At 51.1% G+C, this 26,581-nt stretch carries 19 protein-coding genes and 1 other RNA gene; 15 read left to right on the top strand and 5 right to left on the bottom strand.

All coding sequences use genetic code 11. The annotated features are described in order from the left end of the window. Window positions 1-2 precede the first annotated feature (2 nt). Window positions 3-1,940, bottom strand: a complete 1,938-nt coding sequence (locus M0R47_RS17540; protein WP_292557171.1) for an aconitate hydratase — start codon at window positions 1,938-1,940, stop codon at window positions 3-5. 448 nt (window positions 1,941-2,388) lie between these two features. Between M0R47_RS17540 and M0R47_RS17535 the strand changes: the two genes are divergently transcribed. The 11 genes from M0R47_RS17535 (at window position 2,389) to bstC (ending at window position 18,134) form a co-directional block, all read left to right on the top strand. Beyond that, the gene (locus M0R47_RS17535) at window positions 2,389-2,763 is read left to right on the top strand and encodes a tautomerase family protein (RefSeq protein WP_292557169.1); all 375 of its coding nucleotides are present in this window, start codon (window positions 2,389-2,391) and stop codon (window positions 2,761-2,763) included. A gap of 350 nt (window positions 2,764-3,113) precedes the next feature. Beyond that, entirely contained in the window at window positions 3,114-4,646 is a 1,533-nt protein-coding gene (locus M0R47_RS17530; protein ID WP_292557167.1) for a hypothetical protein, read from the top strand. Window positions 4,647-5,352: 706 nt separating this feature from the next. Next, complete coding sequence (locus M0R47_RS17525; RefSeq protein WP_292557165.1) at window positions 5,353-6,981, top strand: cytochrome P450; 1,629 nt, start codon at window positions 5,353-5,355, stop codon at window positions 6,979-6,981. An 11-nt stretch (window positions 6,982-6,992) separates the two neighbouring features. Then, the gene (locus M0R47_RS17520; protein ID WP_292557164.1) at window positions 6,993-7,595 is read left to right on the top strand and encodes a nuclear transport factor 2 family protein; all 603 of its coding nucleotides are present in this window, start codon (window positions 6,993-6,995) and stop codon (window positions 7,593-7,595) included. Window positions 7,596-7,671: 76 nt separating this feature from the next. Then, entirely contained in the window at window positions 7,672-9,915 is a 2,244-nt protein-coding gene (locus tag M0R47_RS17515) for a terpene cyclase/mutase family protein (RefSeq protein ID WP_292557162.1), read from the top strand. Then, window positions 9,912-11,354 carry an FAD-dependent monooxygenase gene (locus tag M0R47_RS17510; RefSeq protein WP_292557160.1) on the top strand — a complete coding sequence of 481 codons (1,443 nt, stop codon included), beginning with the start codon at window positions 9,912-9,914 and terminating at the stop codon, window positions 11,352-11,354. The genes M0R47_RS17515 and M0R47_RS17510 overlap by 4 nt, the downstream gene beginning before the upstream one ends. Before the next feature lie 215 nt (window positions 11,355-11,569). Beyond that, entirely contained in the window at window positions 11,570-12,586 is a 1,017-nt protein-coding gene (locus tag M0R47_RS17505; protein WP_292557158.1) for an NAD-dependent epimerase/dehydratase family protein, read from the top strand. 40 nt (window positions 12,587-12,626) lie between these two features. Beyond that, on the top strand, window positions 12,627-13,733 hold the full coding sequence (locus M0R47_RS17500; RefSeq protein ID WP_292557156.1) for a Rieske 2Fe-2S domain-containing protein: 1,107 nt from the start codon (window positions 12,627-12,629) through the stop codon (window positions 13,731-13,733). Between the two features lie 19 nt (window positions 13,734-13,752). Beyond that, window positions 13,753-16,464, top strand: a complete 2,712-nt coding sequence (gene bstA, locus M0R47_RS17495; RefSeq protein WP_292557155.1) for a sterol transporter cytoplasmic membrane protein BstA — start codon at window positions 13,753-13,755, stop codon at window positions 16,462-16,464. Then, complete coding sequence (gene bstB / locus M0R47_RS17490) at window positions 16,461-17,300, top strand: sterol transporter periplasmic substrate-binding protein BstB (RefSeq protein ID WP_292557153.1); 840 nt, start codon at window positions 16,461-16,463, stop codon at window positions 17,298-17,300. Before bstA ends, bstB begins: the two co-directional genes overlap by 4 nt. Before the next feature lie 3 nt (window positions 17,301-17,303). Further along, window positions 17,304-18,134 (top strand): sterol transporter outer membrane protein BstC, encoded by an 831-nt coding sequence (bstC, locus tag M0R47_RS17485; RefSeq protein WP_292557151.1) that lies wholly within the window; start codon window positions 17,304-17,306, stop codon window positions 18,132-18,134. 47 nt (window positions 18,135-18,181) lie between these two features. Here bstC and M0R47_RS17480 read toward each other — a convergent pair whose 3' ends face one another. Next, a complete protein-coding gene (locus tag M0R47_RS17480; protein WP_292557149.1) occupies window positions 18,182-19,207 on the bottom strand; it encodes a hypothetical protein in 1,026 nt (341 codons plus the stop codon). Window positions 19,208-19,390: 183 nt separating this feature from the next. Between M0R47_RS17480 and M0R47_RS17475 the strand changes: the two genes are divergently transcribed. After that, window positions 19,391-21,043: a thiamine pyrophosphate-binding protein gene (locus M0R47_RS17475; RefSeq protein ID WP_292557147.1), complete on the top strand. Its 1,653-nt coding sequence runs from the start codon at window positions 19,391-19,393 to the stop codon at window positions 21,041-21,043. A gap of 238 nt (window positions 21,044-21,281) precedes the next feature. Here the strand turns inward: M0R47_RS17475 and M0R47_RS17470 are convergent, their stop codons facing one another. Beyond that, complete coding sequence (locus tag M0R47_RS17470; protein ID WP_366513241.1) at window positions 21,282-22,670, bottom strand: L,D-transpeptidase family protein; 1,389 nt, start codon at window positions 22,668-22,670, stop codon at window positions 21,282-21,284. 613 nt (window positions 22,671-23,283) lie between these two features. On the opposite strand from M0R47_RS17470, the gene M0R47_RS21965 reads away from it, so the two are divergent. From M0R47_RS21965 to rlmN, 3 genes are all read left to right on the top strand, one after another. Further along, window positions 23,284-23,466 carry an EAL domain-containing protein gene (locus M0R47_RS21965; RefSeq protein ID WP_366513240.1) on the top strand — a complete coding sequence of 61 codons (183 nt, stop codon included), beginning with the start codon at window positions 23,284-23,286 and terminating at the stop codon, window positions 23,464-23,466. A 164-nt stretch (window positions 23,467-23,630) separates the two neighbouring features. Further along, on the top strand, window positions 23,631-24,101 hold the full coding sequence (locus M0R47_RS21960; protein WP_366513239.1) for an EAL domain-containing protein: 471 nt from the start codon (window positions 23,631-23,633) through the stop codon (window positions 24,099-24,101). 247 nt (window positions 24,102-24,348) lie between these two features. Continuing rightward, window positions 24,349-25,386, top strand: a complete 1,038-nt coding sequence (gene rlmN / locus M0R47_RS17460; protein ID WP_292557146.1) for a 23S rRNA (adenine(2503)-C(2))-methyltransferase RlmN — start codon at window positions 24,349-24,351, stop codon at window positions 25,384-25,386. 509 nt (window positions 25,387-25,895) lie between these two features. Here rlmN and M0R47_RS17455 read toward each other — a convergent pair. Both M0R47_RS17455 and ssrA read right to left on the bottom strand, forming a co-directional pair. Next, on the bottom strand, window positions 25,896-26,069 hold the full coding sequence (locus M0R47_RS17455) for a hypothetical protein (protein WP_292557144.1): 174 nt from the start codon (window positions 26,067-26,069) through the stop codon (window positions 25,896-25,898). A gap of 415 nt (window positions 26,070-26,484) precedes the next feature. After that, window positions 26,485-26,581, bottom strand: a transfer-messenger RNA (tmRNA) gene (gene ssrA / locus M0R47_RS17450); the annotation flags it as partial.

The raw sequence follows: 26,581 nt of genomic DNA, 5'->3' as shown, positions 1-26,581 counted from the left end.
AATCAGGACGCTTTTTGCTTAACCAGATTGATCAGGCTACCCGCCAGCACCATTTCCACTTGATAATGCGTCATCCGATGCTCGGTCTCATAAGTTTCGTTCCTGGTCAGATTGATCACCTTGACGCTATTTCCCTGGCGAATGGCATTGCGTACATCAGGTATGGAGAGCGTGTCGTCTTGGGCGATCTTGTTCCAATCATCCGGATCGGTAAATATCAGGGGCAAAATGCCGAAGTTGCTTAGATTCTGCAAATGTATTCGGGCAAAGCTTTTTGCGATCACGGCTTTGACTCCCAAATAGCGGGGGCCTAGGGCTGCATGCTCACGGCTCGAACCCTGCCCGTAATTGCTGCCGCCAACAATGAACGATCCCTGTTTCTGATAGCTCATAGCTCTTTCGTAGTATGTCTCGTCGATCGGGCTGAAAACAAATCGGCTGATTGCCGGAATATTACTGCGAAAAGGCAGCACTTTGGCTCCGGCAGGCAGAATCTCATCCGTGGAAATATCATCTCCCACTTTCAATAGCGCCGGCCCTTCGAGAGTATCGGGCAGAGGCTCTAACTGAGGCAGCGGTTTGATATTGGGACCTTTCTCCAAGTCATACGGTTCGCCTTCCTGTGCGGGTGGAACCAGCATTTCGATGTTGAGGAGTTCGGTTTTGGGCGGCATGAAACGGGGGTACGCCATGCCCAGCGTTCGCGGGTCGGTGATCACGCCGGTTAGGGCCGAGGCGGCGGCGGTTTCCGGGCTGCACAAATACACCTGATCTTCCTTGGTGCCCGAGCGGCCCGGAAAATTCCGGGGAACGGTGCGCAGGCTAATGCGGCCGGTAGCCGGAGCCTGTCCCATGCCGATACAACCGCCGCAACCTGCCTGATGAAGGCGCGCGCCCGCATGGATGAGCTTTCCCAGTATGCCGGTTGCCGTCATGTTCTCCAATATCTGCCGGGACGTGGGATTGACGTCGAATGAAACGCGGTCGTGAGTCTGTTTGCCGTCGACGATCATGGCCGGAATGGCAAAGTCCCGTAGTCCTGGGTTGGCGGATGATCCGATATAGGACTGGTAGATTTCCCGGCCCGTCACCTCGCGCACCGGCACCACGTTACCCGGGCTGCTGGGCAGCGCAATCAAAGGCTCCAGTTCCGACAGGTTGATTTCCTCGTATTCGTCGTATTCCGCGTCCGGGTCCGCGAGAATTTCCCGAAAGGCTTGCTCACGCCCCTGGCTTTTCAGGAACTCCTTCACCGCATCGTCCGATGGAAAAACCGTCGTGGTGGCGCCCAGTTCGGCGCCCATGTTGGCGATCACATGCCGGTCCATGGCGGACAGAAATCTCAATCCGGGGCCGTAATATTCGACGATCTTGCCAAGCCCGCCGTCGACATCATGCCTGCGCAGCATTTCCAAAATCACATCCTTGGCGCTCACCCAATCGGGCAATTCCCCGACCAGCTTGACGCCCCCTATTTTCGGCATTTTCAGGTAAAATGGCTCTCCCACCATCGCCATCGCCACCTCCAGGCCGCCTGCACCGATTGCCAGCATTCCCAATGAACCGGCCGCGCAGGTATGGCTGTCCGAGCCCAGCAAGGTTTTTCCCGGTACGCCGAAACGCTCCATATGCACGGGATGGCTCACGCCGTTGCCGGGACGGCTATACCAAAGGCCGAACTTCTTGCATGCGCTACGCAGAAACAGATGGTCGTCGGAGTTTTTAAAGTCTTCCTGCAGCAGGTTGTGGTCTACATACTGGACGGAAAGTTCGGTTCGTACGCGCGCAATGCCCATCGCCTCAAATTCCAGCATGACCAGAGTACCGGTTGCGTCCTGGGTGAGTGTTTGATCGATTTTTAAGCCAATCTCTTCACCGAATATCATGCGGCCTTCGGTCAAATGGCTTTCGATCAGCTTCTGAGTTACGTTTTTACCCATGGCTTTGTACTCCCGCATAGCATTAGATGTTTTATTAGCAAGCCGCTGTGCCAACGCTGCTCCCGGCAGAAGATTAGGCGGATTTCATAGTCTACGGATGACGCGTCGCCATTGGCAGAATGAAGGTGCTCGCGACTATAGAAAAATCAATGGACGGAATGGAATAAGCAATGCAGGTTAGGAAAAACAAGCCGTTTGTACAATATGCAGGAATACTTACGGGAATTTAACCGGGCAGGGTAATAGGATCATCAATCTCTGGAATCGTCAGCTTGCAAGCTAAGAGCGGATATCCAAATTAGCCGGTAAAATCAAATAACCTACCTGTTAGCGACCAAGAAACGGATGCAAGGCTGGCTTAAGTTTTCTGCTACCGGTGAGTAAAAAACCGGCTTATAGTTAAGCTTGATTTCTGTATTAATAATTTTTCATAAAACAGGAGATTAGCATGCCGCTCGTTAACATTTCGATATTATCAGGCAAGTCACCCGAGTATATTCAAGCAGTTGGCGACAGCGTTAACGCCGCTGTCATTGAAACCATGGGTTTTCCAATGGATGACCGTTATCAGATTATTCATCAGCTCGATTCGGAGCGCTTGCAGCTTCAAGATCGAGAAGGGGACCGGGTGATGATGCATTTAGTGATGCGTGCCGGCCGCTCAGACGAATCAAAACAGGCGTTTTATAAAAAAGTGGTGGAGAACCTGGCAGCCAATCCGGGGATTCCGCCGGAAAATGTCATGATAACTATTTCTGAAAACCATGATATTGACTGGTCTTTCCGTGACGGCATCGCGCAATTTGTCGTCGATTCAGATTGATTGATGCGCCTGCGTAGTGACCGTCTGGTCAGCTTATTGAAGGCAACGCCAAAAAGCTTGGTTCGTGTTCATCTCGCAGAAACGGCATGATCGAGCGATCAATGGACGGATCAGGACGTTCTGCCACCTCCGTTTCGGCCGCTCAAAGTCTGGAAGAGGTCTTGATGCGTTAAGTTCAGCTATAATACAGACACTCGATCCGGCAACGCGGGCTCGGCCTCATCATGCTCATCCAGGCTTTGCGGAACTGGCGTGAAAAACGGCCGGAATCGTTTAAGTGCTTATAATCAGGCATGGCTGGATATTTTTCTAAACTCGAAACTTGTAAATTACCTAGGAGCAGCTGCACGATGACCATCGAACTCTTGATTAACTTTGTGGTGCAGTTTCTTGGAACCGGGGCGGTGTTTTTCCTCGCCTACCGATCCTTCCAAAAACGCCGGATTCAGTTAGGCGCTGAACCGACATTACCTCAATACTTTAGCCGCAGCAGCACCTATTGGGTAGGGATGGCATCGTACTGCACGTTTATGGCCGTACTTTTCTGGCTGCTTACCTGGCGCTGGCTGCCCTTGGAACCGCTGGTGACGCTGATCGTGAAGAACCTTCGCTCCGGGGAACTGGTGAATCTTCTGAATGGCTTGGACGGAAACACGATCATGCCGTTGATTGCCGCCGGGCTGTTTCTTTTTTTTATCGGCTGGGAAAGCAAGTTTAATCCTTTGCTGATATTGCGGGACAGCATCCATGACGCTTTCGCAATCCCGACCAAAGCGGTAGAGGTCTATAACGCACTCATTACCTCAAGATTGTCGGCGGTCGACGATAGCTTAAAAACACAAATCGGCAATCGCCTGCTGGTGCCGAGCATCGATCCCGGCGATTTCGAAAAATCCAGCGCCACGGTCGAGTATAAATGGGCACATAATTGTCTTCTTTTTGACCAGATACAGAGCTACGCCAATCAATCGTCCTACCGTCGTTTTTTCAACGAACCATCGCTGAAGTGGGGGGAAATCTGTATCTCCTATAATGCAATGTCGGAAAAAGTGGCCGTTTGGAAGGAAGCGGAACCTCACTACACCAAGACGGTCAAATTACTCAAGGAGCTGGATCACCTCACCGGCCTGCTGTGCCGCTTGCTTGCATCTCTGGTTGTGTTCGGGAGCGCAAGCGAGAAAGAGATATGGGCGACCGTGAAGCGGCTCGGCGGCAATATCCACGAAGCCCGCCTGAAGCACACTTATAAATATATCCTGCTTTTCACGGCCGCCACCGCTATCGGGGTTATGTTGGGCCGGGAGATTTCGGTTTCGCTGCACAATGCTTTCCTGTTTCCCGATAAGCCGCTGGCGCATTTTAATTACACTACGCTTCGGTGGATTGCGTATGCCATCCCGATGTATGTCCTTCCGATAGCGCTGGTCTTTATTTCACGGACGCTCACCTTCAGGCACCATCGGGAGCAATCCGATCGGTACTATGGGTTTTATATGGCAATGATGATAATGGGGTTCATTGTCAGCACCACGGTATCGGCGCTTATACTTGAGCTGACTTACTACAAAGATAACTTCGATTTTCTGGAAAGCTTTGTCCGGCATATGCGCTGGGGCATCCTGCCGGCATTCGTGTGCGGTTTTGTGGCCTATCGAATGGACACGCCGGTCAGCGAGTCGGAAACGCTGAGTGACCTGATTATAGCCGCTGCGCTGCGTTTTCTCGGCTGGGGAACGGTCGCCGTCGTTATCATGCTTTACGCTACCGACGACTTGGCTATCGAGGAGTCGAATCTGCGCTTCACCCTGGTCGGCACGGCTTTCTTCGTGGTCGGCCTCTTGGGGGCATCCGCCCGTTTTAAAGCGGCGAGGCTGGAGGAGTAACTATTCCATCTCGTGCCAGGATATCCCGAAAAGGAATTCGGGTTCTGTCGCGAGATTTAAATAAATCGGCGTCAATTCGCGCAGATTGCCGCATTATTGGCTGTTGTGCCTTCATAAATGATCCAGTTGCGAATCCAGGCCCGAAGCTTGTGGGCGGCAGCGGGTACGCTCCACCAGAGTAAGGCGAACGGTTGGCAGGAACCGATAGCGCAGATCCTGGAACAAAGCGATTTATTCTGACGGCAAGCATAACGCTTTGCGCGGTGAACCTGGAGGCTATCGGAAGCAATCAGGATTCGGCCGTATCCTAACAGATAGGGTTGAAGCATCCTCTGTTTTCCCATGATGTTCTTGCATGCGCTTCAATGATGAGGCTGCGCTCGGGTAATATCGGCCGCCTCAACATGGGGGGCTTTACCTTACCGCCCCGCCTGTGTCTTGTGCGGCGCGGTATTCGCCCCATTCGCGATGAAAATGATGGAAAAGACGGGGTGAGAACCGTCACTTATATTCCTTTAAAGCTTTAGCCATCAATGTGTTTTTTTGATGCGCTATCTGACGCGCAAAGTGGAAACTTATTCATAATTCATTAAATATTCATATAATAGGACTTATTGTTGAGTTTAAATGCTAATGCTCGCCGAGAAAATTGGAACTCATAGAGTCAGCGTTCCTTAATGCACAAATACATCAAGATGAACGAGCTATGACAGCAACTAATACCCAAAAAAACGTTTCGCCCGGCAAAGAACCTCCTAAAATGCCCGGCGCATGGCCCGTCTTAGGGCATATGCTCGAATTCGGCAAAAATCCTTTCGACTACATGATGCGACTCAGAAATAAACTGGGTGAAATCGGCGAATTCCGTATGTTTCATCAAAAAATGGTGCTGATGACCGGCCCTGAAGCAAACGAAGCTTTTTTTCGCGCGCCCGACGCTCAGCTGGACCAAAGCCAGGCGTATAAAATCATGACGCCTATTTTCGGCAAGGGCGTGGTTTTTGATGCGCCGCCGCATAAAAAAGACCAACAGCTCAAGATGTTGATGCCGGTATTGCGGGATAAACCGATGCGAGGCTATGCGCAAGTGATCGTCAGGGAAGTCGAGCAAATGATTGCTGATTGGGGCGATAACGGCGAAATTGATCTGCTTGAGTTTATGAAAGAACTCACCATCTACACCTCCAGCCACTGCCTGCTTGGCGATGAGTTCCGTTACGAACTGAATGAAGAGTTTGCGAAAATCTATCACGATCTTGAAAAAGGCGTAAATCCGCTGGCCTTTGTTTTTCCCTATTTGCCGTTACCGGTGTTTCGCCGCCGTGATAAAGCGCGCGCAAGACTTCAGGAACTGGTCACCGGCATCATTGCCAAAAGAGCGCAAAAACCGGAAAAAAGCGAAGATGCGTTTCAATTACTGATTGATGCCCGCTATGACGATGGCAGCCGTTTGTCAGCTCACGAAATAACCGGCATGCTGATAGGCACCATATTCGCCGGGCATCATACAACAGCAGGCACGGCAGCCTGGACCTTGCTGGAATTGGCGCGACGGCCTGAACAGTTGGCGCGGGTATTGAATGAACTGGACGTGCACTTCGGTATTGATGGCGAGGTCACTTTTCAGTCGCTACGGGAAATTCCGGCGTTGGAAAATGTCATTAAAGAAGTGCTGCGCTTGCATCCACCCTTGATATTTTTAATTCGCAAAGTGATGCAAGACTTTCAGTTTAAAGATTACACGGTAAAAGCCGGAAAATACGTTTGCGCCTCGCCGCGCGTGTCGCATCGCATTGCGGATGTTTTTCCGGACCCGGAAAAGTTTGATCCTGATCGTTACTCGGAAACCCGCCAGGAAGATGCCGCGCCTTTCAGCTGGATTGCTTTCGGCGGCGGTAAACACAAGTGCAGCGGCAACGCTTTTGCGATGCTGCAACTCAAAGCCATTTTCAGCATCCTGTTACGTCGATATACCTTTGAACTGATTGATGACAAGGATACTTATCAGGATGACTTCACCCAAATGGTGGTGCAACCGCTGTCGCCTTGCCGGGTTCGATACAAAAAACGCGCGCTCACCAAAAAAGCTTTTGTTGAGCCAACGGCGCATATCGCTGAGGAAAGGGTACTGCCGAGCCCGGGTTTTCAAATAACAATCGACAGAGAGCTTTGCCAGGGCCATGCAACCTGCATGACTGAAGCGCCTGAACTTTTTCAGGTAGACGATGCAGGGAATGTCACCGTCTTGCAAGAGAACCCGTCGCTGGAGTTGCTTAAAAAAGCCCGGCAAGCCGAAAAATATTGCCCGACCAAGGCAATTAAAATAACGCACTAAAGAGATAAAGAATGGCCGCATATCCCAGAGCAGAACTTGAAGAAATGGTTGAACGTTGGTTGCAGGCGAATCGTGACGCTGAAAAAGAAGGCAACTGGCCCAAATATCTGGGCGCGATGTATACCGATGACGCAGAATACCGCTGGAATATCGGGCCTAATGAAGAGTTTGTCGCACGCAGCCGTAAACAGATAGAAGAATGGGCTTTAGGCGTGCAAATGGAAGGCTTTGAACAATGGCGCTATCCGTACCACCGCATATTAATCGATGAAAAGCAGGGCGAAGTGATTGGCCTCTGGCGCCAGGTGTCGCCTGCGCTACGGGAAGATGGCACGCATTATGAAGTCGCCGGTATAGGCGGCTCCTGGTTTCGTTATGGCGGCAATTATAAATGGGAATGGCAACGGGATTTTTTTGATTTAGGCAATGTGAAAGCTTTGTTTTTTGAGTTGGCCGCCGACGGTAAGCTCGACCCGGCCGTGAAAAGAAAAATAGGCAAATTGGCCAAAGGGCAATTGCTGCCAGGCCACGAACGTTTGCGTAAACCGTCCGGTTTATTGAAAAAAATGAAAGGCTTGTTGGTAATGTTACGTATTGCCCTGTGTAATAAATAAATTAAAAATATCATTGCCATCCATTCGAATATGGCATTTGGCGCTTGACCATGATAATAGTTAAAAGAAGGAATCTATGCTGAATGTAAAATCTGGTTGGAAAAACTGGCAACTACTTACTGATAACGGACGGCAAGTCTGGGCGTTCAAGCCCGGCTCAAGCAATATCAATGCACATTTACAAAATGTCGATAATATTACAGAGCAAGACATAGCGCAGTTTGCGGAAGATTTTCAGTTTGATAAATCCGGAAATCCCAATTCCGGCGACAAGGTTTTCAGAAATACAGCCACTGACGCGAAGTTCCAGAAATTTACTGGGCAAATACCGCAGTTAGAGAGCCCCTATGAGCAAAAAGTCATCGATGCGCTCATCAAGGGAATGAACTACTACTCTTATTTGCAAAGTGAAGACGGCCATTGGCCGGGGGACTACGGCGGCCCGCTATTTCTTTTGCCCGGCCTGCTTATCGCCTCTTATATTTCGGACACACCGTTTCCCAAAGCGCACCGGGAAATGATGAAGCTTTATTTATTCAACCATCAAAATAAAGATGCCGGCTGGGGCATGCATATCGAGGGCGAATCGACGATATTCGGCACCGTCATGCAATACGTGTCATTGCGCCTTCTTGGCGTCGATAAAAATCATCAGCAATTGGTTCAGGCCAGGGCGTGGATCAAAAACAATGGCGGTGCTACCGGTATTCCCTCCTGGGGAAAATTTTATCTGGCGGTGCTGAATTGTTATGACTGGCAAGGCTTTAACAGCCTGTTTCCTGAAATGTGGTTGTTTCCTAAATGGCTGCCGGTTCATCCCTGGCGTTACTGGTGCCATACGCGCATGGTGTACTTGCCAATGGCTTATTGCTATGCCCAGCGGATTAAAGCGCCCGAAAATGAACTGATCCTGTCCTTAAGGGAAGAAATTTATAACGAGGATTTCGCGTCAATCGATTGGCCGAAACAGCGCAATGCCGTCTGCGAAAAAGATTGTTATACCACACCGTCTCCGGTACTGAAGTGGATGAACTTTTTCACCAACAGCTATGAAAAATTTAAATGCACCTGGTTAAGAAAAAAGTCTACGGACTACATCTTGAAATACCTCAATGCCGAGGATGAGCAAACCAACTACATCAACATAGGCCCGGTCAATCAAGCCATCAATTCCATTTGTATCTGGCATGCCTACGGCAAGGATTCTGAGCAATTTAAAAAGCACGTAGCCCGCTGGTTTGATTACCTATGGGTTGCCGAAGACGGCATGAAGATGAGCGGCTACAACGGTTCGCAGCTTTGGGATACCGCTTTTGCAACCCGCGCCATGCTGGAAAGCGACTTGGGCAAACTATTCCCAGAAACTATTGCCAAAAGCTATCAATTTATTGATCTGTCGCAAGTCAAGGCCGAACATCCCACGCATGCCGAATTTTTCCGCCACCCCATGGTCGGCAGCTGGCCATTTTCAACGGCGGAAAATGGCTGGCCGGTTGCCGATTGTACCGCGGAAGGCCTAAGCGCCACGTTGGCCGTTCATCATTCAGGTGTGGTTAAACCGGCAATTGATGATCAGCGTATCAGACAAGCCGTAGACATTATCCTTTCTTATCAAAATACTGACGGCGGTTGGGCAACGTATGAACTGACACGCGCACCCAAATGGCTGGAAAAGCTCAACCCGTCTGAAGTCTTTGCCGATATCATGATTGATTATTCCTGGACGGAATGTACCGCGGCTTGCGTTATTTCACTATTGGAATTTCAGGAAATTTATCCGGGTTATAAAAGCGGCGAAATACGCAAAGCTATCAGTGCGGGAATTGATTTTATCCTTAAGCAGCAAAAATCGGATGGCTCCTGGTACGGCGGTTGGGCGGTCTGTTTTACCTATGCAACCTGGTTTGGCGTGGAAGCGCTCAGCAAGGCCAAAGGTAAAGGCTATTATGACGATGCCATCTTAACGGCCAGTCTTAGCAAGGCCTGCACTTTTCTGGTTGGTAAGCAAAAACCGGATGGCGGCTGGGGCGAGACGTTCAAATCCTGTTCGACGCTGACTTACACCGAGGCGGATTCGTCGCAAATTGTTAACACCTCTTGGGCGCTGCTGGCACTGATGGCCGCTGATTTTGGTGATAAGACCATTACCAAAACCGGCATCAATGTGTTGCTGAACAGGCAGACCGACATTGGCGATTGGCCTCAGGAAAATATTTCCGGCGTTTTTAATTACAACTGCATGATAACTTACGCCAATTATAGGAATATCTTTCCTATCTGGGCGTTGAATCGACACTTTAAACAGGACGTTCAAGAATGATAAAACAATCACCGCAGTTTAAAGGATGTGCATCCAGTAGCTCAGAGGAATCCGGGTTCGACATTTGCATTATTGGCGCAGGAATGGCGGGTGCCAGCATCGCCGCTTATCTTGCCCCCAAAGGTATCAAGATAGCGTTAATCGATTATTCCTTTGAGGAGAAAAAACGTATTGTCGGTGAATTGTTACAGCCTGGGGCGGTGTTGTCGCTCAAGCAGATGGGGCTTGGGCATTTGCTGGATGGTTTTGATGCGCAGCCGGTTGAAGGTTACGCAATACTGCAAGGCGACGAGAGGATTACTATTCCTTATCCGACGGATTATAGAGGGATGGGCTTGCATAATGGCCTGTTTTTACAGCAAATTAGAGCCTCTGCACTGGATAATGAATCGGTTACGCAAATTCATGGCAAGGCGTTGCAGCTTCAGGAAAATGAACGCAACGAGATTATTGGCGTTAATTACCGGGATTCGCTTACATCCAAGACTAAGACCATACATGCGCCTTTGACCATTACCAGCGATGGGTTCTTTTCAAACTTTAGGGAGCATCTCAGTAATAATGAAAAAACCGTGACGTCTTTCTTTATCGGTTTGATTTTAAAAGACTGCGACATGCCTTTTCCAAAACATGGCCATGTGTTTTTATCCGGGCCGACGCCGTTCATTTGTTATCCGATTTCCAGTAATGAAGTCAGGATTTTAATTGATTTTCCAGCGGAGCAGCTTCCTAAGAAGCAATTGATACAAACGTATTTGGATGTCAATGTCACGCCTTACATCCCCGAAGGTATGCTTAACAGCTATCAGCAGGCCTTGCAGGAAGGCGGATTTAAAGTCATGCCTAATCATTACATGGCGGCAAAGCCCATCGTCCGGAAAGGCGCTGTGCTGCTGGGTGATGCGCTGAATATGCGTCATCCCTTAACGGGCGGCGGATTGACAGCGATATTTTCCGATATCCAAATATTGAGCGCGCATTTATTGGCGATGCCTGATTTCAATAATATCGATTTGATTCACGAAAAAATCGAAGCCTATTACCGTGAAAGACAGAACGCTAATGCCAATCTTAATATTCTTGCTAACGCACTCTACGGTGTTATGTCGAACGACTTGCTTAAGACGGCGGTATTCAAATACTTGCAGTGCGGCGGTATGAACGCGCAAGAGTCGATTGCCATGTTGGCCGGCCTGAACAGGAACCACTACACGTTGATGAAGCAATTTTGTTTTTTGACCGCGTTCGGTGCCGGCAATTTAGTGCGCCATAACATTTCGAATTTACCCAAGGCAATAAAACTTCTTGCGGATGCGATTGTCATCATTAAGCCATTGTTAAAAAATGAGGTTCCGTTGGCGGTGCTTTTTTATCGTTATCTCGAAAAAATGAAATATCTGGCTTACTCCGGTTACGGCGCAAATATTCAGCGGCCTTAAGTCGTGCTGTTTGCGGGCGAAATTATCCTGCTAAAGCCATAAACCGCTTATGGCTTGGTAAAGATTTGGAAAATGAACATACAAACAAAAGAACAGAATAAAGCAGCGCGTATGATATTGTGCAAAACCCATGTTAAAACAAGGACTATGGCATCTGAGCGCCTCGACTTGATCTGTTGTCTGCCCCGTTGGAGGCGCTGCCTCGGATTAGTGCGATGAGTACCGGAATCACGCTCGTTACAGGCGCCACCGGACACCTTGGCGCTAACCTGGTTCGCCGCCTGCTCGCAGAGGGCGAGCAAGTGCGAGTGATGATGCGCACCGAACGCGACAACGGCGCATTGGACGGTCTCGACGTGGAGCGTGTGTTTGCCGACCTGCGCAACAGCGAGGCAGTATCCGCCGCCGTGCGCGGCTGCGCCCGCGTTTATCATTGCGCCGCTCTGGTCTCGACCATTGAAGGCAATGCGGCCCATAAGCGCGAAATATTCGATACCAACGTCCGCGGTACAATCCATATTCTAAAGGCAGCCGAGCGCCACGGCATCGACAAGGTTGTGGTGTCGGGATCATTGAGCGCCACCGGCTACGAAGCGGACCGTTCCAGCCACGAGGGCATGCCGTTCTATCCTTTTGACCGTCATTTGCCTTACGGCTTTACCAAGCATCTCACCGAGCATGAGTGCCTTAAGGCACACGCCAACGGCCTGAATGTGGTCGTCGCCACCTCCTGCGCCATTATCGGGCCCCACGATTACATGCCTTCGCGCATGGGTCGGGTACTGATCGATTACGCCCACGGAGCTCTGCGCGCCTACATTCCTGGAGGTTTCGAATGGGTATCCGGTCGCGATATCGCCGAAGGCCATGTCTTAGCCATGCGGCATGGGCGCTCAGGGCAGAAGTACATTTTCAGCACCGCCTATGCCAGCGTGGACGATTTGATGGCGCTATTTAGGGAAACTACCGGCCGACCATTGCCCCGATTGCGGCTTCCTCCATACCTGATGGCCCTGTTGGCCGAAGTGACCGACAAGACCTGGTACAGGGCATTCCCCAATCTGCCCAGGCGATTCACGCCGGGCGCGGTGCGCTTGCTCCAGATGCGCCGCCGGGCGGACCATGACAAGGCGAAACAGGAGTTGGGCTACCAACCCACCCAATTATCCCAGGCAGTGCAGGAAGCCTATGAAGATTTCGCACGCAGAGGCTTGATCGTTCCTGCGAAGTAAACAATCGATCCCTCCTTAACCACGAACCGGAGCCCCGAATATGACTAACGCGCAGACGAAATCCCCGCCACCTTCCTTTGCGGAAGCTAAAAATTCGCGCCAAAAGGCTCGCGCCGCTGGAATGGACCCTGACCGCTGGTACGTAGTGGAATACGATAGTGCTGTAAAAAAAGGCCAGGTCAAAGAGGTCGTTTTCTGGAACACCACCATTGCGCTTTATCGAGGCGAAGACGGCGTGCTCGCCGCCATGCAGAACCGCTGTGCGCATCGGCAACTCAAGCTCAGCCAGGGCGCAGTAGACAAGTGCAATTTGCGCTGCGCCTATCATGGCTGGGCCTACAACAGGAAAGGCCGGTTGGAGGATTACTCCCATGACAGCTTCGGTAACCCGCTGATCAAGAAACAGCTGCGGACTTATCCTGTGCAAATCCGCTATGGCCTGATCTGGTTGTTTCCCGGCGCTCCGGAACTAGCCTCCGAGCATAAGATTCCGGACATACCCGAACTCACCGGCGATAACACCTGGGCCAACTTTGCCGTTGATTACACTTGGCGCACGCATCATTCCATGGTCATCGACAATATCTGCGATTTCTCCCACGCCTTCCTGCACCGTAAATACAAGCCTTTCATCGATGCCAAGCTGACCCATCACGAGGCCGATGACGACAGGGTTTACCTGACTTACGACGCCTATATGGCCGGCGGCCGGATTTCCGGGATTTTCGTTGACCGCAACCGGGTCAATACCCGCTCCATTGAGTTGTGCTACGAGTATCCCTATCAATGGACCAATACCGGCGACAGCATCAAGAATTGGTCGTTTATGCTGCCAATCGACGAGCGCACCACGCGAGTGTTTTTCCTGTTTTATTTCGATGCCCTGAAGATTCCGCTGATTTCCATGAAAACCCCGAAGTGGCTGACCCAATGGGTGTTGAACATTGCCAAGCCATTGGTATTCAAGCCCATACTCGATGAAGACGGCGTTGCCCTGGAAGCCGAACAGTTAAGCTACGAAATTTACTGGAATGCGCCGCCCATCGAACTCAACCCCGTGGTGCCGATGTTCCAGCGCTTGACCGCACGAAAGTGGGAAGGCTATTTGGAGCGTGCCAAAAACGCGCAAGCTGTTTGCGCGAATTGACCAACGGAATCTCCCGCCAATGAAAATCACCCAGCGCATTGCCAAACTCGCCGAATACTCCGCCAGAAACCCTTGGCGCATCTTGGGGGTGGCTTTGGCTATGTCGATCCTGGCCGGATGGGCAACGGCGCAACTCCCGGTCCACACCTCGCGCCAAGCGTTGCTTCCCCAGAATACACCGGTGGTGAAGCGCTTCAACGATTTCTTGAAAAATTTCGGCGCCGCCTCGGATCTGATGGTGGTTCTGGAGGGTGCGCCGCGCAACGAATTGGAGTCCTTTGCCAACGAGCTGGCCGCCAAACTTCAGACAGAACCCGAGATCGACCAGGCGACCGCCCGTCTCGATATGACGTTTTTTCTGGATCACGCCTACCTGCTGATGCCGTCCGAGAGTCTGGACAAGCTGGCCGCAATGGCGGATCAGCCGATTCCGGCTAGCGAGATGGAAGAAAATCTGCGCAAAGCGCTGAATTGGAGCAAAGATCATCCGCCGCTGGGCGGGGCGGACACTGATCTGCAAACCGCCGAAGCAAGCTTGAACTTGGCGGCGTTTTTCCTGGAAGAGTGGCAGCGCTGGCTGTCCGCAGAAACAGCGCCAGCCAGTTTAAACTGGAACCGGCTATTGGCCCAAAACGGGGCAGGGGGCATGTCCGACGGCTACTTTGCCTCGCGCGACGGGCAAATGCTGTTTTTATTCGTCCACCCGAAAAATTCTTCCGGGGATTTCAAAAACCTTGGCCCTTTCGTCGACAAGGTCAAGCAGGTGTCGGAAGACCTGGCCGGACAAGCCAAAGCCGCCGGCCGCACGCCGCCCACTGTGGGCCTGACCGGATTACCGGCCATCGAGTACGAGGAATACGTCAATATCCGCAAGGATATCATCCTGGTGGTTTTTACTTCCGCCGCTTTGATCGTCGCATTGATTTTATTGGTAGTCCGCAGCCTGCGCTGGGCCGCGCTGATTTTCATCCCGATGGGACTCGGCGTGCTGTGGAGCTTGGGCTTGGCTTTGGTCACCGTCGGCCACCTGACCATGATCACCGCCGCCTTTATCGCCATCCTGTTCGGGTTGGGGGCGGACTACGGCATCTTTACCTCTTCGCGTATCGCCGATGAGCGCCGCGCAGGCAAGCCCCTGGTTGAGGCCATAGGAGCCGGCATCGGCTCATCTTTTATAGCGGTACTGACGGCGGGCGGCGCCTCGCTGCTGATCTTCGGCGCCTTGACCACGGTGGATTTTCCGGGTTTTGCCGAACTGGGCGTGGTGGCGGCCAAAGGCGTGTTGATGATCCTGATCAGCACCTGGATGGTTCAGCCCGCGCTGTACGCTTTACTGCCGCCCAAGCTGAGGGACATCCCCTCGCTAAGCACGCCGCCGGTTCCGGCACGAATATGGAAGCATACTGGCGCGTTCCCCACACCCGTTGCGGTAGTGCTGGTCATGCTGGCCTTGGGTTTTGCTGTGATTGGCGGGGTAAAAGGCTTCGCCATCCCGTTCGACTACGACGTGCTGGCCATGCTGCCTGAAGATTCCCAGGCCGCCTATTACCAACGGCGTATGGTGGCGGAAAGCGACTACCAGTCCGAAGTCATCATTTTTACCGCCAAGGACATGGCCGAAGCCCGGCGGATTACCGATGAGGCGGGCAAACTCAAGACGGTTGCCAAGGTGCAGTCGCTGACGAACCTGTTTCCTGCGGATGCCGACCAACGCCTCCGCAAAGCCGTCAGCATCGGCGAAGCGTTCGCCCGGACTGCCTATGCCAAACAGGTCGCCGAACTCGACCGGGAAGGCTTGTCCGTAAAATCATTCGAATTATTACAGGCAGTGCTGGAAAACAGCACTGCCATTATCGACGAAGCTCAGGAGCAGGCATTCTCCGCGGGGCATGCCAACCTGGTCGAAAGTTTGGAAAAAGTGCGCGAACAAGTGGCGTCCATCTCGGTCAAACTCGCCGCAGATGGCGGACAGGGGCGGATTCGTAGCGAAAGTTTCTTGCGCGCCTGGCTGTCCGGAGCAGATACCGGGCTTAAAGTCATCGACGCCTGGCGGCAGGCTCGGCCGCTCACCCCGGAGCAGTTGCCGATGACCCTGCGCGACCGCTTCTTTGCCGCTGACGGCAGCATCGCAGTTTACGCCTTTCCGGCAAAAACCGTGTACGATCCCGACAATCTCGATGCGCTGATAACAGACGTGTATAGCGTTTCGCCGGAAGCGACCGGTTTTCCAACCACGCATCAGACGCTTGCCAAATCCGTGGTGGAAAGTTTTACCCATGGCACGCAATTGGCCTTGGCGTTGTGCCTGCTTTGGGTTATGGCGGCGACGCGCAGCGTACGCGGTTTCGCGCTGGCGATATTACCGTTGCTGATCGGCGGCGGCTGGATGCTGGGACTGATGGCCCTGGGCGATATTCGCTATAATTATGCCAACATCGTCGCATTGCCCCTCGTGATTGCGCTAGCGGTGGATTACGGCGTATGGTTCAGCTATCGCTGGGGCGAATTGAAAGGCCATACCCCCTTGCAAGTCAGCCTGGCTGCCGGCAAAGTGATCGGCCTGGCCGCAGGCACCGAATTAGCCGGGCTGGGCGCTATTACCCTGGCCAGCTATCGGGGCGTGTCTTCCCTGGGCGTGAGTATCACCATCGGGCTGTTATGCTGCCTGACCGCAACCCTCGTCGTGGCCCCGGCCATCGGACAGTTGATTGATTACAAGAGAAAACCATGATGCGAAAAACTTATCTTATTATTGCCAGCCTGTTGATTTCCCTTACCGTAAGGGCAGCCCCCAATCCCGAAATAATCGTAGTGTGCTACCCCGGCGGCTCCGTTAATGCCAAGGATGCCAGCGAGGCGATGAATTCCATGCTGCGGGTGGTGGAACGCGCCGGTCAGTGGCAGGCGAACAGCTTCAACAGTCTGTTCACCACCAAGTCGGACGAATGCAGGAAGCAGATAGCCGCTAAAAAGCCCAAGTTCGCGATCACCTCCTTGGGCCTTTATTTGGAATTGCGCAACCAGCATAACTTAGTGCCGGTGGTCCAGCCCAGGATCAAAGGTCGCACCAGCGAGCGTTACCGGGTCATGGTCAGGAAAGATAAGTACAAGAGCCTGGACGAGCTGAAAGGCAAGACCTTGGGCGGTACGGCATTGGAAGAGCCATCATTCATCGGCAGGATTGTTTTTGCCGGAAAATACGACCCTGCCGGTTTCTTTGTCCTAAAACCGTCCAATCAGGCCATTCGCGCGCTGCGCTCTTTGGATAAAGGGGAGCTGGACGCCGTTATTTTGAACGAGCAACAATTCGCCGGGCTCAGCTCGCTTCATTTGACGACGCCTCTTGACGCTATCTTCACGTCCGAGGAAATCCCGCTGATGGGCGTGGTGGCCGACAGCGCTACCACGACTGCGGAAGAACGCGCCCGCTTCGGCAAGGCGCTGGAGGGGATGTGCGTCGATCCCGAAGGCAAAAAGCTCTGCGATGTGTTCGGAATCGAATCCTTTGCCAGCGTGGATGCGGCCGTGTTCGAACCTATGGTCAAGCTGTGGACTAAGGGGAAATAAGCTTTGAACAGAGCACGACTTCTTACTGCTGTTTCGATTCTGGCCTTTCTGTCGGGCTGTGCCAGCCTCCAGCACGGCCAAGTCCAGCCTGACCTGCTTTCCGAGTGCCCCAAGCAGGCGGTTGCCGCGCTGGTTGCCGAACAAAATCGGCTGAGCCCCTTAAGCGATACCCACACCTTGGCTTGCGCGCTGAATGTCCTGCGCGACACTCAGGAACCGGCGGTGCGCCGCACCGCTCTGGGCAGCCGGATCTGTTTGCACCTGGCCGAACGCGAAGCCAACCAGGAAAAACGCGAAAAGTTGGCCGCCGAAGGCGTCCGCTTTGCTGAAATCGCTTTGGCGCAAGGCGGTAACGGGGCTGTGCATTATTACTTGGCGGCGAATCTCGGCCTGGCGGTGCGCGAACACATCACCTTGGCCGTGGAGAACCTTGACCGGCTGGAAAGCGAGATGAAACAAGCGCTGGCCTTGAGCCCCGGCATTGACGACGGCGGGCCGCTACGCCTTTTAGGGGCGTTGTATCTCAAAGCCCCGGCTTGGCCCAATGGCATAGGCGATATCGATAAGGCGCTGGAACTGCTGGAAAAAGCCGCCAGGGAACATCCGGGGCATCCGCTCAACCACCTGTTTTATGCCCAGGCACTTTGGGAAGAGGGCGAGGAGGATGCTCTAAGCCAGGTAAAGTCGGAATTCGCGCTGGGTGAGCGGCTGTTGGCCGAGGGCAATTGGGGTTACAACAAAGAATCCTGGAAAAAAGAATTCGACAAGTTTAGACAGGAGCTTGAAGAAGCCGACTCGGCTCTCCATCCTCCATTGGCATCGGGTCTTAAATAAGCAAGTTATCGACCTTAACGGGCCAGAGGCTTAAAACGGCCCGTTAATCAAAAGCATTGGCCCGAGACACGGCAAAGGCGTGCAAAAGACGTAAGCAATTTGTCTTTCAGCAATTGCCGGCCGATTATATGCTTGATCTCGCTGGCTGTTCCCGCTACTTGGTCGGTGTAGCTGTGCACCTGCTTAAAAACCACGGTGCCGTCGCGATAGGCTAAACAGCCGGTTAGCCACTGGCTGGAATTGTATGAATGCGGCGCATAGAACTCCCGCGTCAACACCAGGATTCCGCCATTCCAACCAACACTGATGCGGTGCCTGAGTATGACCGCAAGACGGCGTTCTACTGTTTTTTCTACCCAAGGGAAGGATTCATCGGTTCCGGGCGGTAAAGGTTGGGGGTAATCCAGCCAGGCTTTGTACAATGCTGGAAAGTAACGCGACAGGATGACGCTTGCGCTTGCGGCTTGGTGAAGTTCCTGGGAAGGTTTTGAATCCGGGTTTTCATCCCGCACATAGGGTGCTATTGCATAGGTGCCTCCGTGCCGGTAGGCTTCAAAGCGCTGGAATAGAAGCTCCCGGTAATGCTGCAAGATCGCGTCTTCGGTGGTCTTGGCGGACAGCTGTTTGAGCGTTTTGAAGCTATCGATCTCAACGGCAGACAGGTTGAACTTGTCACCGGGTTCGGCATCCAGCAAAGCCTCGGCTTCTTCCGTGGGCAGGGCGACAGAGGCAAGGGAAGCCGCTCCGCTGTGCTCGGTCAATATCCCGTACGTAGTGACATCAACGTCTAGCGGGTCCGGGTTTTCCTGTTGTAAATACTTGGACATCTTGGCTGAAGAAACCGGCAGATACAAGGCAATGCCCATAGCAAGATCATCGGCGCCGTTTTCCGCCAAGGCATAAGTGACGGGCTTGCCTTGCGCTAGTTCGGTAATCTGGCCTTGATCCATTCCCAGCAGGCTTAATACCTCTTCGACTGCCGGAGGGGCGGCAAAAGCAGGCATTCCGGACATTACAAAACTCACGATCAACAGCCATGTGATGGCGACGGTATGATTTAGTTTTCGCAGCACTGGAAGCCTCCAATTGGTTTACATGCCCGGTTGATTCATGGCTCACAAAATCTCTTGCTTACCAAGAATGGCTGGGTGTAATGTTTATCAAAGTGTCGTCTGTTTTTGATTTTACCGGCTGCCTGGAAAGTTTGCCCGCTTATTGACAGCTTAATCAGTACTTTTCCAAAAGGATAAATCGTTATGAGCACTGCTAAATTCGATACTATTGGACAATACCTTCTTAAACGTCTCTATGATGCAGGCGTTAAACATATCTTTGGCGTTCCGGGAGATTACGTACTAGGCTTTTATGACCTGATGGTCAAAAGCCCGATTCAGCATATCGGCACTACGCGGGAAGATACCGCCGCCTTTGCCGCTGACGGTTATGCGCGTTGCGTAGGCATGGGGGCGCTGGCTGTGACTTACGGAGTAGGGGCCTTAAATACCGTCAATGCAATCGCCGGCGCCTATGCGGAGTCCTCGCCTGTGGTCGTCATCAGCGGAGCCCCCGGCGTGCGTGAACAACTAGATGATCCATTGATTCATCACCGCTTTGGCCCTTTCTCGTTCCAACGCGAAATTTTTGAACGCATTACCTGCGCAACCGTGGTGCTCAACGATCCGGTAATAGCCTTTCGGCAGATTGACCGGGCAATTGAAACGGCTCGCCGCTTATGCAAGCCTGTCTATATAGAAATCCCCCGCGACCTGGTGATGGCTGAGGGCTATCCGATACCGGCCGAGACGGCGGAGCCGTTTGCCAGCGATCAGACCGCTTTATCGGAAGCAGTTGCAGAGGCCACGGAGCTTCTCGCTAAATCGGTTTCGCCCATGATCATAGCGGGCATTGAGTTGCACCGGCGTGGGCTTCAGGGCGCTTTGGTCGAGCTCGTTGAACGTGCGCGCTTACCGGTCGTAGCAACCTTATCAGGCAAGTCGGTCATTGCCGAGCGGCATCCGGCCTATCTCGGGATTTATGAAGGCGCGATGAGTTCGGAAAATGCGCGCTATATAGTGGAACAATCCGATTTGTTACTAATGCTGGGCGTTACCTTGAATGACGTCGATACCGGTATCTATACCGCAAAGCTTGATCCCCATCATATGATCCGCGCAGCTCTGGACGAGGTCGTGATCAGCGCACACCACTATCCTCACGTCGCGCTAGCCGATTTTTTAAGCGCCTTGGTGCGCGCTGTCAAAACTCGCAGCGAGGGGTTTCCATCGACACCTGCGGCCTTGCAGGCAAAAGGCTTTCCCGAACCGAACCGGCCGATGACTATCGCGCGCTTGGTCGAGCGTCTCAATCAGGCGCTTAGCCCGGAGATGATCGTGGTTTGCGATGTTGGCGATTGCCTTTTTGCAGCTATCGATTTACAGGTGCACGAGCAGAGCGAATTCTTTGCCTCCAGCTTCTATGCCACGATGGGATTTGCAATGCCTGCTGCGCTGGGTGCGCAAATCGCCCGGCCTGATCATCGGGTACTTATTCTGGTTGGGGATGGCGCTTTTCAAATGACCGGCACTGAACTTTCAACGTTCGCACGCCACGGCCTGAACCCGATTGTAGTGGTTTTTAACAATTGCGGTTACAGCACCGAGCGGGGCATTCTTGAAGGCCCTTTCAATGATATCAGCTGTTGGCGTTTCGACCGGCTGGGGGAAGTCTTTGGCCCGCTAAACGGGTATGACGCTGCTACGGAAGAAGCGTTTGAAGAAGCGCTGATGAATTCCCTGAACAACCGGACCATGCCAAGCATTATTAATGTCCATCTTTCAATTGATGATGCTTCCTCGGCCATGAAGCGCCTTGCAGAGCACTTGAAATCGAGGGTAAAAGGCGGAATCTGAGCGGTACGGGTGTGCTACCGTAACAGCCGCAGCCACAGAAGGCCCGCTCCTACCGGTGCTGCCTTAAAATGGCAGTGATTTTCCGGCTGGGATCGCATCCTGCGGACCGTTTTCCAAGCGGGCATGAAAGTGAACGTGCAAAACAGCGACAACGTGCGCTGTTTCCTTGTATTGGGTCTTCAGGTCCGGGGCAGTTTCGCATCGCGTTTTGATCGCTTTTTACTTAGCTGATGCGGGGCTATTGTATGGTCACCATCCCTAGCTTGGCATCAATCTCGAAATCTATTTTGATGCGATGCGCAACTGATCCAGCTTCTTTTTTGTTTTTGAAGGGGCCGGCGATCACTTGATAGGAACCGTTCTTTTCAACTTGTCTAGCCGGAATTGACGGACCTTGATGGTTGAGCATTGCCACCAATTGTTGCGCCGTCACCTCGTTGGCGAAGTCGGCGACTATCAGCACCAAGTCGCTGTCGGTTAATTCCGGAACTGCCGGCTGCCCGTAGAAATGTTCGGGATGTTGCACTTCCGGCGCTTGCGCGACCAGTTCCGGCAAATCCGTGCTGGCCGACAGGATCGGCGTGGGGATGCCGTCGGCGCGTTGCAGGATGCGGTCGACTTTGTCCCAATCCACGGTTACGCCTTTTTCGGCGGCGGTTTGGCGCAGTTGTTTCAACAGTGACTTTTGCTGCGGTTTCTTCTGGCCCGCCCATTTTTGCAGCGGCTCATGGGCTTCCAGGTAAAGCATGTCCCCGTCCCATGACGTCATGTAAGGCTGGTGGATGATCCGCACCGGCGTCCCGGCCGAAACTTTTTTGAACAGCACCTCAATGTCTTCGGGGTAAAGCCGCACACAACCGTGGCTGACCTGCATGCCGACGCCGTAGGGCTTGTTGGTGCCGTGGATCAGGTAACTGTTAAAGCCTAGTCGTAGAGCGTACTTGCCGAGCGGGTTGTCGGGACCGGGACGCACCACAGCGGGCAGAGGGTCGCCTTTTTCCGCGTGTTCGCGGCGGATGGAATCCGGGACGGTCCATGCCGGGTTGACGGTTTTTGCGACGATAGTGGTTTGTCCTAGCGGAGTATTCCAGCCTTCACGGCCAATGCCGACCGGGTAGGTAAACACGGCGCCCGGCTGTTTTGGGGGGTAATAAAACATCCGCATATTCGCCAGATTGAGCACGATGCCTTTGCGCGGCGCATCGGGCAGGATGAACCGCAACGGCAGCATCACGCGTGCGCCCGCTTCGGGAGTCCAGGGGAAGATAGCGGGGTTGGCGAGGGTGATGTCGTTATAGCCCAGGCCGAAGTGCCGGGCGATGTCAGGCAAGGTGTCGCCGTCTTGCACACTGATCCCGGCAAGACCGCCAACGATGCCTCGGTCTTTGGCGATGACGAACTCGCGGGTGGCGATGCCGGCAAGCTTCGGCTGAACCTCTTCTACCGTGTCCGGCGGGGAGGCTATGGTAGGCAGCGGGAAGCCTGTTATAGGCGGCAATTCTAAAACGCTTTTAGCCGTAGTAGGCTCAAGCTGGCAACCGCTGAGCAAGCCGACGGCCAACAGCACGAAAGGCAAGGTCATTTCCGTATGCGGCAGGCCGGTCGATGTTTTTTTCAATGACTTCATAGGCGTGAGCAGTAATGGTGGGTGCGGGACACGGTGTATCTTGGACATTAGAGCCGGCCGATTATAGGTAGAATCGACCGAATTGAAAGTGCGGGAATGCACGAAAATGGCAAACCACGTTCACTTGCAGTAGTTCAAACCTAGTCTGACCGTTACTGGATTTTTATTTGATTAGTTAAATTCAAGTTAGCCTGGATTAACGCCGGCAATTTATAAAGTATAACTTTAAAAAAGGCGGAAAGTCCGCCGATTTTGATCGCAACGAATAAATCCAGCGAAGCTGAGCTTTTTTACGCTAGACCGAGTTGCTCTTGTTTATAAATGATTGCCTGGTTTACTTGCTGATGGTAGCTATCTCTGAAACCTTGGGCGATTGACGCGCCTAAGGGTCGAGAGCTGGCGTTCAAAATTGTTTTTTGGCAGTGGGGGGATTCACTCGCTCAACAGAACTATTTAAGCGCAACAAATCCACCTAAGAGCATCTGCTACAATAAACGGCTTACACTTAACGCTACCAAGTGGCTTTGTGACAAGACATCCTGTCGAGAAACCGCGTCGTCAATACAAAAGATAGGGTGCTACTGAAACTATTGAAGATTACGCTCTTCGCTATTTGGTTATCTGCGTTTTATGCCGGATAAACACAAAGGTAAGAAGCCAAAGACGCTGGGCGCGGCTGCGTAGTGCAATTGAAAAACAGGTACTGCGTATTTTATTTCAACCGCAGGTGAATATGATCAGTGGCCGGATTACCGGTGCCGAGGTATTGGTACGTTGGCAAGATCCGATCCGGTAGAGGGATGCCGCCGCTAAAATTTATTCCTATTGCTGAAGAAAGCAATCTGATTATAGAAATCGGCGGCTGGGTGTTATGCGAAACTTGTCGGCAAGGACGCCTTTGGCTGGGCGAAGGTTTACCGCCTTTGACCTTACCAATTTCAGCGAAGTGTCATTTGCGCTTTGGTATCACTGGTTCTCAAGGAAACGGATTTTCCAGCCACGCAACTGGAATTGGAAATAACCGAAAGCGGATTGACGGGCAATCAAGATCAAGCGACGGTCATCCTTAATAATCTCTGCACTCAAGGCATTCGTCTTGCCATTGATGATTTTGGCACGGGTTATTCATCTCTGGCCTATCTGAAGCACTTTCCCCTAGATAGACTAAAAATCGACAAGAGCTTTATCGACGATATTCCTTTCCATCAAGATGACATGGAAATCGCCGCGACCATCGTTGCAATGGGGCGCATTCTGGGCTTTAAAGTCTTAGCTGAAGGTGTGGAAACCCAGGAGCAACTGGCTTTCTTGCGGGAAAAAGGTTGTGATAGCTATCAGGGCTATATTAAAAGTAAACCCATACCGGCGGATCAGTTTGCTGAGCTGTTGCGTAAGCAGCAGCGGGATGACTTACGAAATAAAAATATTTGAGTTGGTTTGACTGGCAGCTTTATGACCATGAATATGGCAGAATGAAGTGCGGTAAAGCTTGGGCGAAAAATCTTTATTTTCGGAGAATAGGCGAAAGTCCAGATGCCTGTATAGGATAAAAAACATTATTCTCTGTACATGACACAAATCAAACCTTATAAATAGGTTCAATATAATTGCGATATCAAATCCAATATTTCAAACTATTTGGTATTGGTAAAATATTGATATTACCAGGAGACATTTTTTGAAACAATCCTTTTATGACCTAAATTACTCTGATTTAGAAACGGTTATAAATCAAAATAATTTAAACCCCTCTGCAGCGTCAGTTCTTTTTAATTGGCATTATAAGAAAAAAGAAAATACTCAATGCCTTGATAAAATTTCCAAATGCTCATTAACTTTTTTTCAAAATAATTTCGACTTTTCTCTACCCGAAATCGATACGGTGTATGAGTCAAAAAAAGATCTAACAGTAAAGTTTCTTTTTAAGCTTAAAGACAATCATAAAATTGAAACCGTCCTTATTCCGTTTCATAATAAATATTCAATTTGCCTTTCATCGCAGGTTGGCTGTGCAATGAATTGTTCTTTTTGTTTTACCGGAAAACAAGGGCTTAAAAGAAATTTAACTACCAGTGAAATTGTTGGTCAGTTTCTACAGGCTTGGCATTGGTTAGCAACAAATCGACCTGGAGAAGAGAGAATTTTAAATATTGTTTTTATGGGACAAGGAGAACCTTTACATAATTTTGATGCCGTCAAAAAAGCGTGTGAAATTTTTTTATCACAACACGGAACTTCAATTGGTGTTCAAAAAATCACTATTTCAACGGCTGGTTATATGCCTGGACTTAAAAGATGGAGCCAGGAAATTCCGGGAGTGAACCTTGCATTATCTCTTCATTCGCCCTTTGAAGAAAAGAGAAATGAACTTATTCCCATTAATAAAAAATATCCGCTGGATGAGGTATTGGCAACTATTGACAAGATACCTTTAAATAAAAAGCAATTTATTACTTATGAATATATTCTGATAAAAGATTTTAATGATTCTCCAGATGATGCTAGAAAATTGGGATCGATACTGGCTGGTAAAAGTGCTTATATAAATTTAATTCCTTTTAACTCATTCCCAGGATCACACTACACGCACCCGGCTTTGGATAAAATTGAAAAGTTTAAAGAAGTTTTAGATACTTTTAAAATCCCGACTTTAATAAGAAGTGCTAAAGGCGATGATGTATTAGCAGCATGTGGTCAACTCAATTCTAAAAATTAAATAGCTATCAAGTGCCAGTGCATGGGGCCGGACCAAGTCAGCAATATATTGTCATGGGAAAAAATACATAAAACCTGAATTTTAAAAATGCCTGGTCAAGTCTGGGTTTTTATACCTTAAATTCAGGTTAAAGATCAGCCCTTTTAGGACAGAATAATCAATTTGATTCCCACCGGTTAAAAAAGATAAAGAATTAGCATCGCTAACGGAGCTAGGGCTCTGTTGTATTTACTATCATCCCAACTAGACAAGGCTCATTTTTGCGTAAAAAGCGGAATTGTGTCTGTGCCGCAGTAGCAGAGGTTGGCCGTGGGCAGTTGCGAAGTTATTGTGCGGTTTTGGTTAAGGCTGGGGATGAACGTGGCGTTAAGTTTAGACGGAAGTAGCGCTAATGATTCGGTGACAAGGAATAAGGGACTGGTGAAGCGGGAGAAAGCAAAAACTTCCAAGGCTATTAGGCCTTGGAAGTCTTCAGGTCACTATAAGGACGAACTGCTCAGTTAGATGAATCAGTCCCATGAAAATTGTCCGGCTCTGCCTCTTTTACGGTTCAGGTTAATATTACTGGCTATGGCTGCCGTTGCGAATAGCGCAGACGAGATGATGAATTCGCCTGAAATAAAGCCCAACAAGCCCGTTATAAATACTATTCCGATTAAAATATCTTTGTAAAAGTCGCTCATGACTAAGTCCTCGTTTAAAGTTGAAAAGGTTTAATTCAAACTGCAACTCGACTATAGTAAAGACCGCTACCGTTGACAATAGCGTTGTTGGTATATTGATTATTTCCTGAATTGATGCAATAAAGGCGTAAGTTATTGCTATAAACCGAGTTAGAATGCTAGGGCTTGGTATGTTTTTGAAACCTTACTTTTGCGCTTGACCCAAACCGATTCCCGCCAATCCGTCCTATACCGTTGCGAAATACGATTCGCCATCGGCCTCCAAAGTTTATCAAGGAACAATGCCTTACAATAGCGGCAACGCTATACACAAAATAAGTTTAGGCCGGTGCGTTTTTGCGCTGAACGGAACGGTCTGCACTGACATTCCGGGCATAAAAAAAGCCCAACCGTTTTCGGCTGGGCTTTAGGTATTTGGTGGAGGCGGCGGGAATTGAACCCGCGTCCGCAAGTACTCCGCCACAAGGTCTACATGCTTATCCCGCTCTTTTGATTTAGCTAGTGACTACCCG

This window comes from Methylobacter sp. (assembly GCF_023227905.1).
Taxonomy (GTDB): Bacteria; Pseudomonadota; Gammaproteobacteria; order Methylococcales; family Methylomonadaceae; genus Methylobacter_A.
Note: the sequence above shows the minus strand (reverse complement) of the source record. Positions and strands in the feature narration are given on the sequence as shown.

What these genes read in the sequence shown, in the direction of transcription:
- M0R47_RS17540 (WP_292557171.1), bottom strand. Translation starts at nt 1,940, where the DNA reads ATGGGTAAAAACGTAACTCAGAAGCTGATCGAAAGCCATTTGACCGAA.
- M0R47_RS17535 (WP_292557169.1), top strand. Translation starts at nt 2,389, where the DNA reads ATGCCGCTCGTTAACATTTCGATATTATCAGGCAAGTCACCCGAGTAT.
- M0R47_RS17530 (WP_292557167.1), top strand. Translation starts at nt 3,114, where the DNA reads ATGACCATCGAACTCTTGATTAACTTTGTGGTGCAGTTTCTTGGAACC.
- M0R47_RS17525 (WP_292557165.1), top strand. Translation starts at nt 5,353, where the DNA reads ATGACAGCAACTAATACCCAAAAAAACGTTTCGCCCGGCAAAGAACCT.
- M0R47_RS17520 (WP_292557164.1), top strand. Translation starts at nt 6,993, where the DNA reads ATGGCCGCATATCCCAGAGCAGAACTTGAAGAAATGGTTGAACGTTGG.
- M0R47_RS17515 (WP_292557162.1), top strand. Translation starts at nt 7,672, where the DNA reads ATGCTGAATGTAAAATCTGGTTGGAAAAACTGGCAACTACTTACTGAT.
- M0R47_RS17510 (WP_292557160.1), top strand. Translation starts at nt 9,912, where the DNA reads ATGATAAAACAATCACCGCAGTTTAAAGGATGTGCATCCAGTAGCTCA.
- M0R47_RS17505 (WP_292557158.1), top strand. Translation starts at nt 11,570, where the DNA reads ATGAGTACCGGAATCACGCTCGTTACAGGCGCCACCGGACACCTTGGC.
- M0R47_RS17500 (WP_292557156.1), top strand. Translation starts at nt 12,627, where the DNA reads ATGACTAACGCGCAGACGAAATCCCCGCCACCTTCCTTTGCGGAAGCT.
- bstA (WP_292557155.1), top strand. Translation starts at nt 13,753, where the DNA reads ATGAAAATCACCCAGCGCATTGCCAAACTCGCCGAATACTCCGCCAGA.
- bstB (WP_292557153.1), top strand. Translation starts at nt 16,461, where the DNA reads ATGATGCGAAAAACTTATCTTATTATTGCCAGCCTGTTGATTTCCCTT.
- M0R47_RS17475 (WP_292557147.1), top strand. Translation starts at nt 19,391, where the DNA reads ATGAGCACTGCTAAATTCGATACTATTGGACAATACCTTCTTAAACGT.
- M0R47_RS17470 (WP_366513241.1), bottom strand. Translation starts at nt 22,670, where the DNA reads ATGAAGTCATTGAAAAAAACATCGACCGGCCTGCCGCATACGGAAATG.
- M0R47_RS17455 (WP_292557144.1), bottom strand. Translation starts at nt 26,069, where the DNA reads ATGAGCGACTTTTACAAAGATATTTTAATCGGAATAGTATTTATAACG.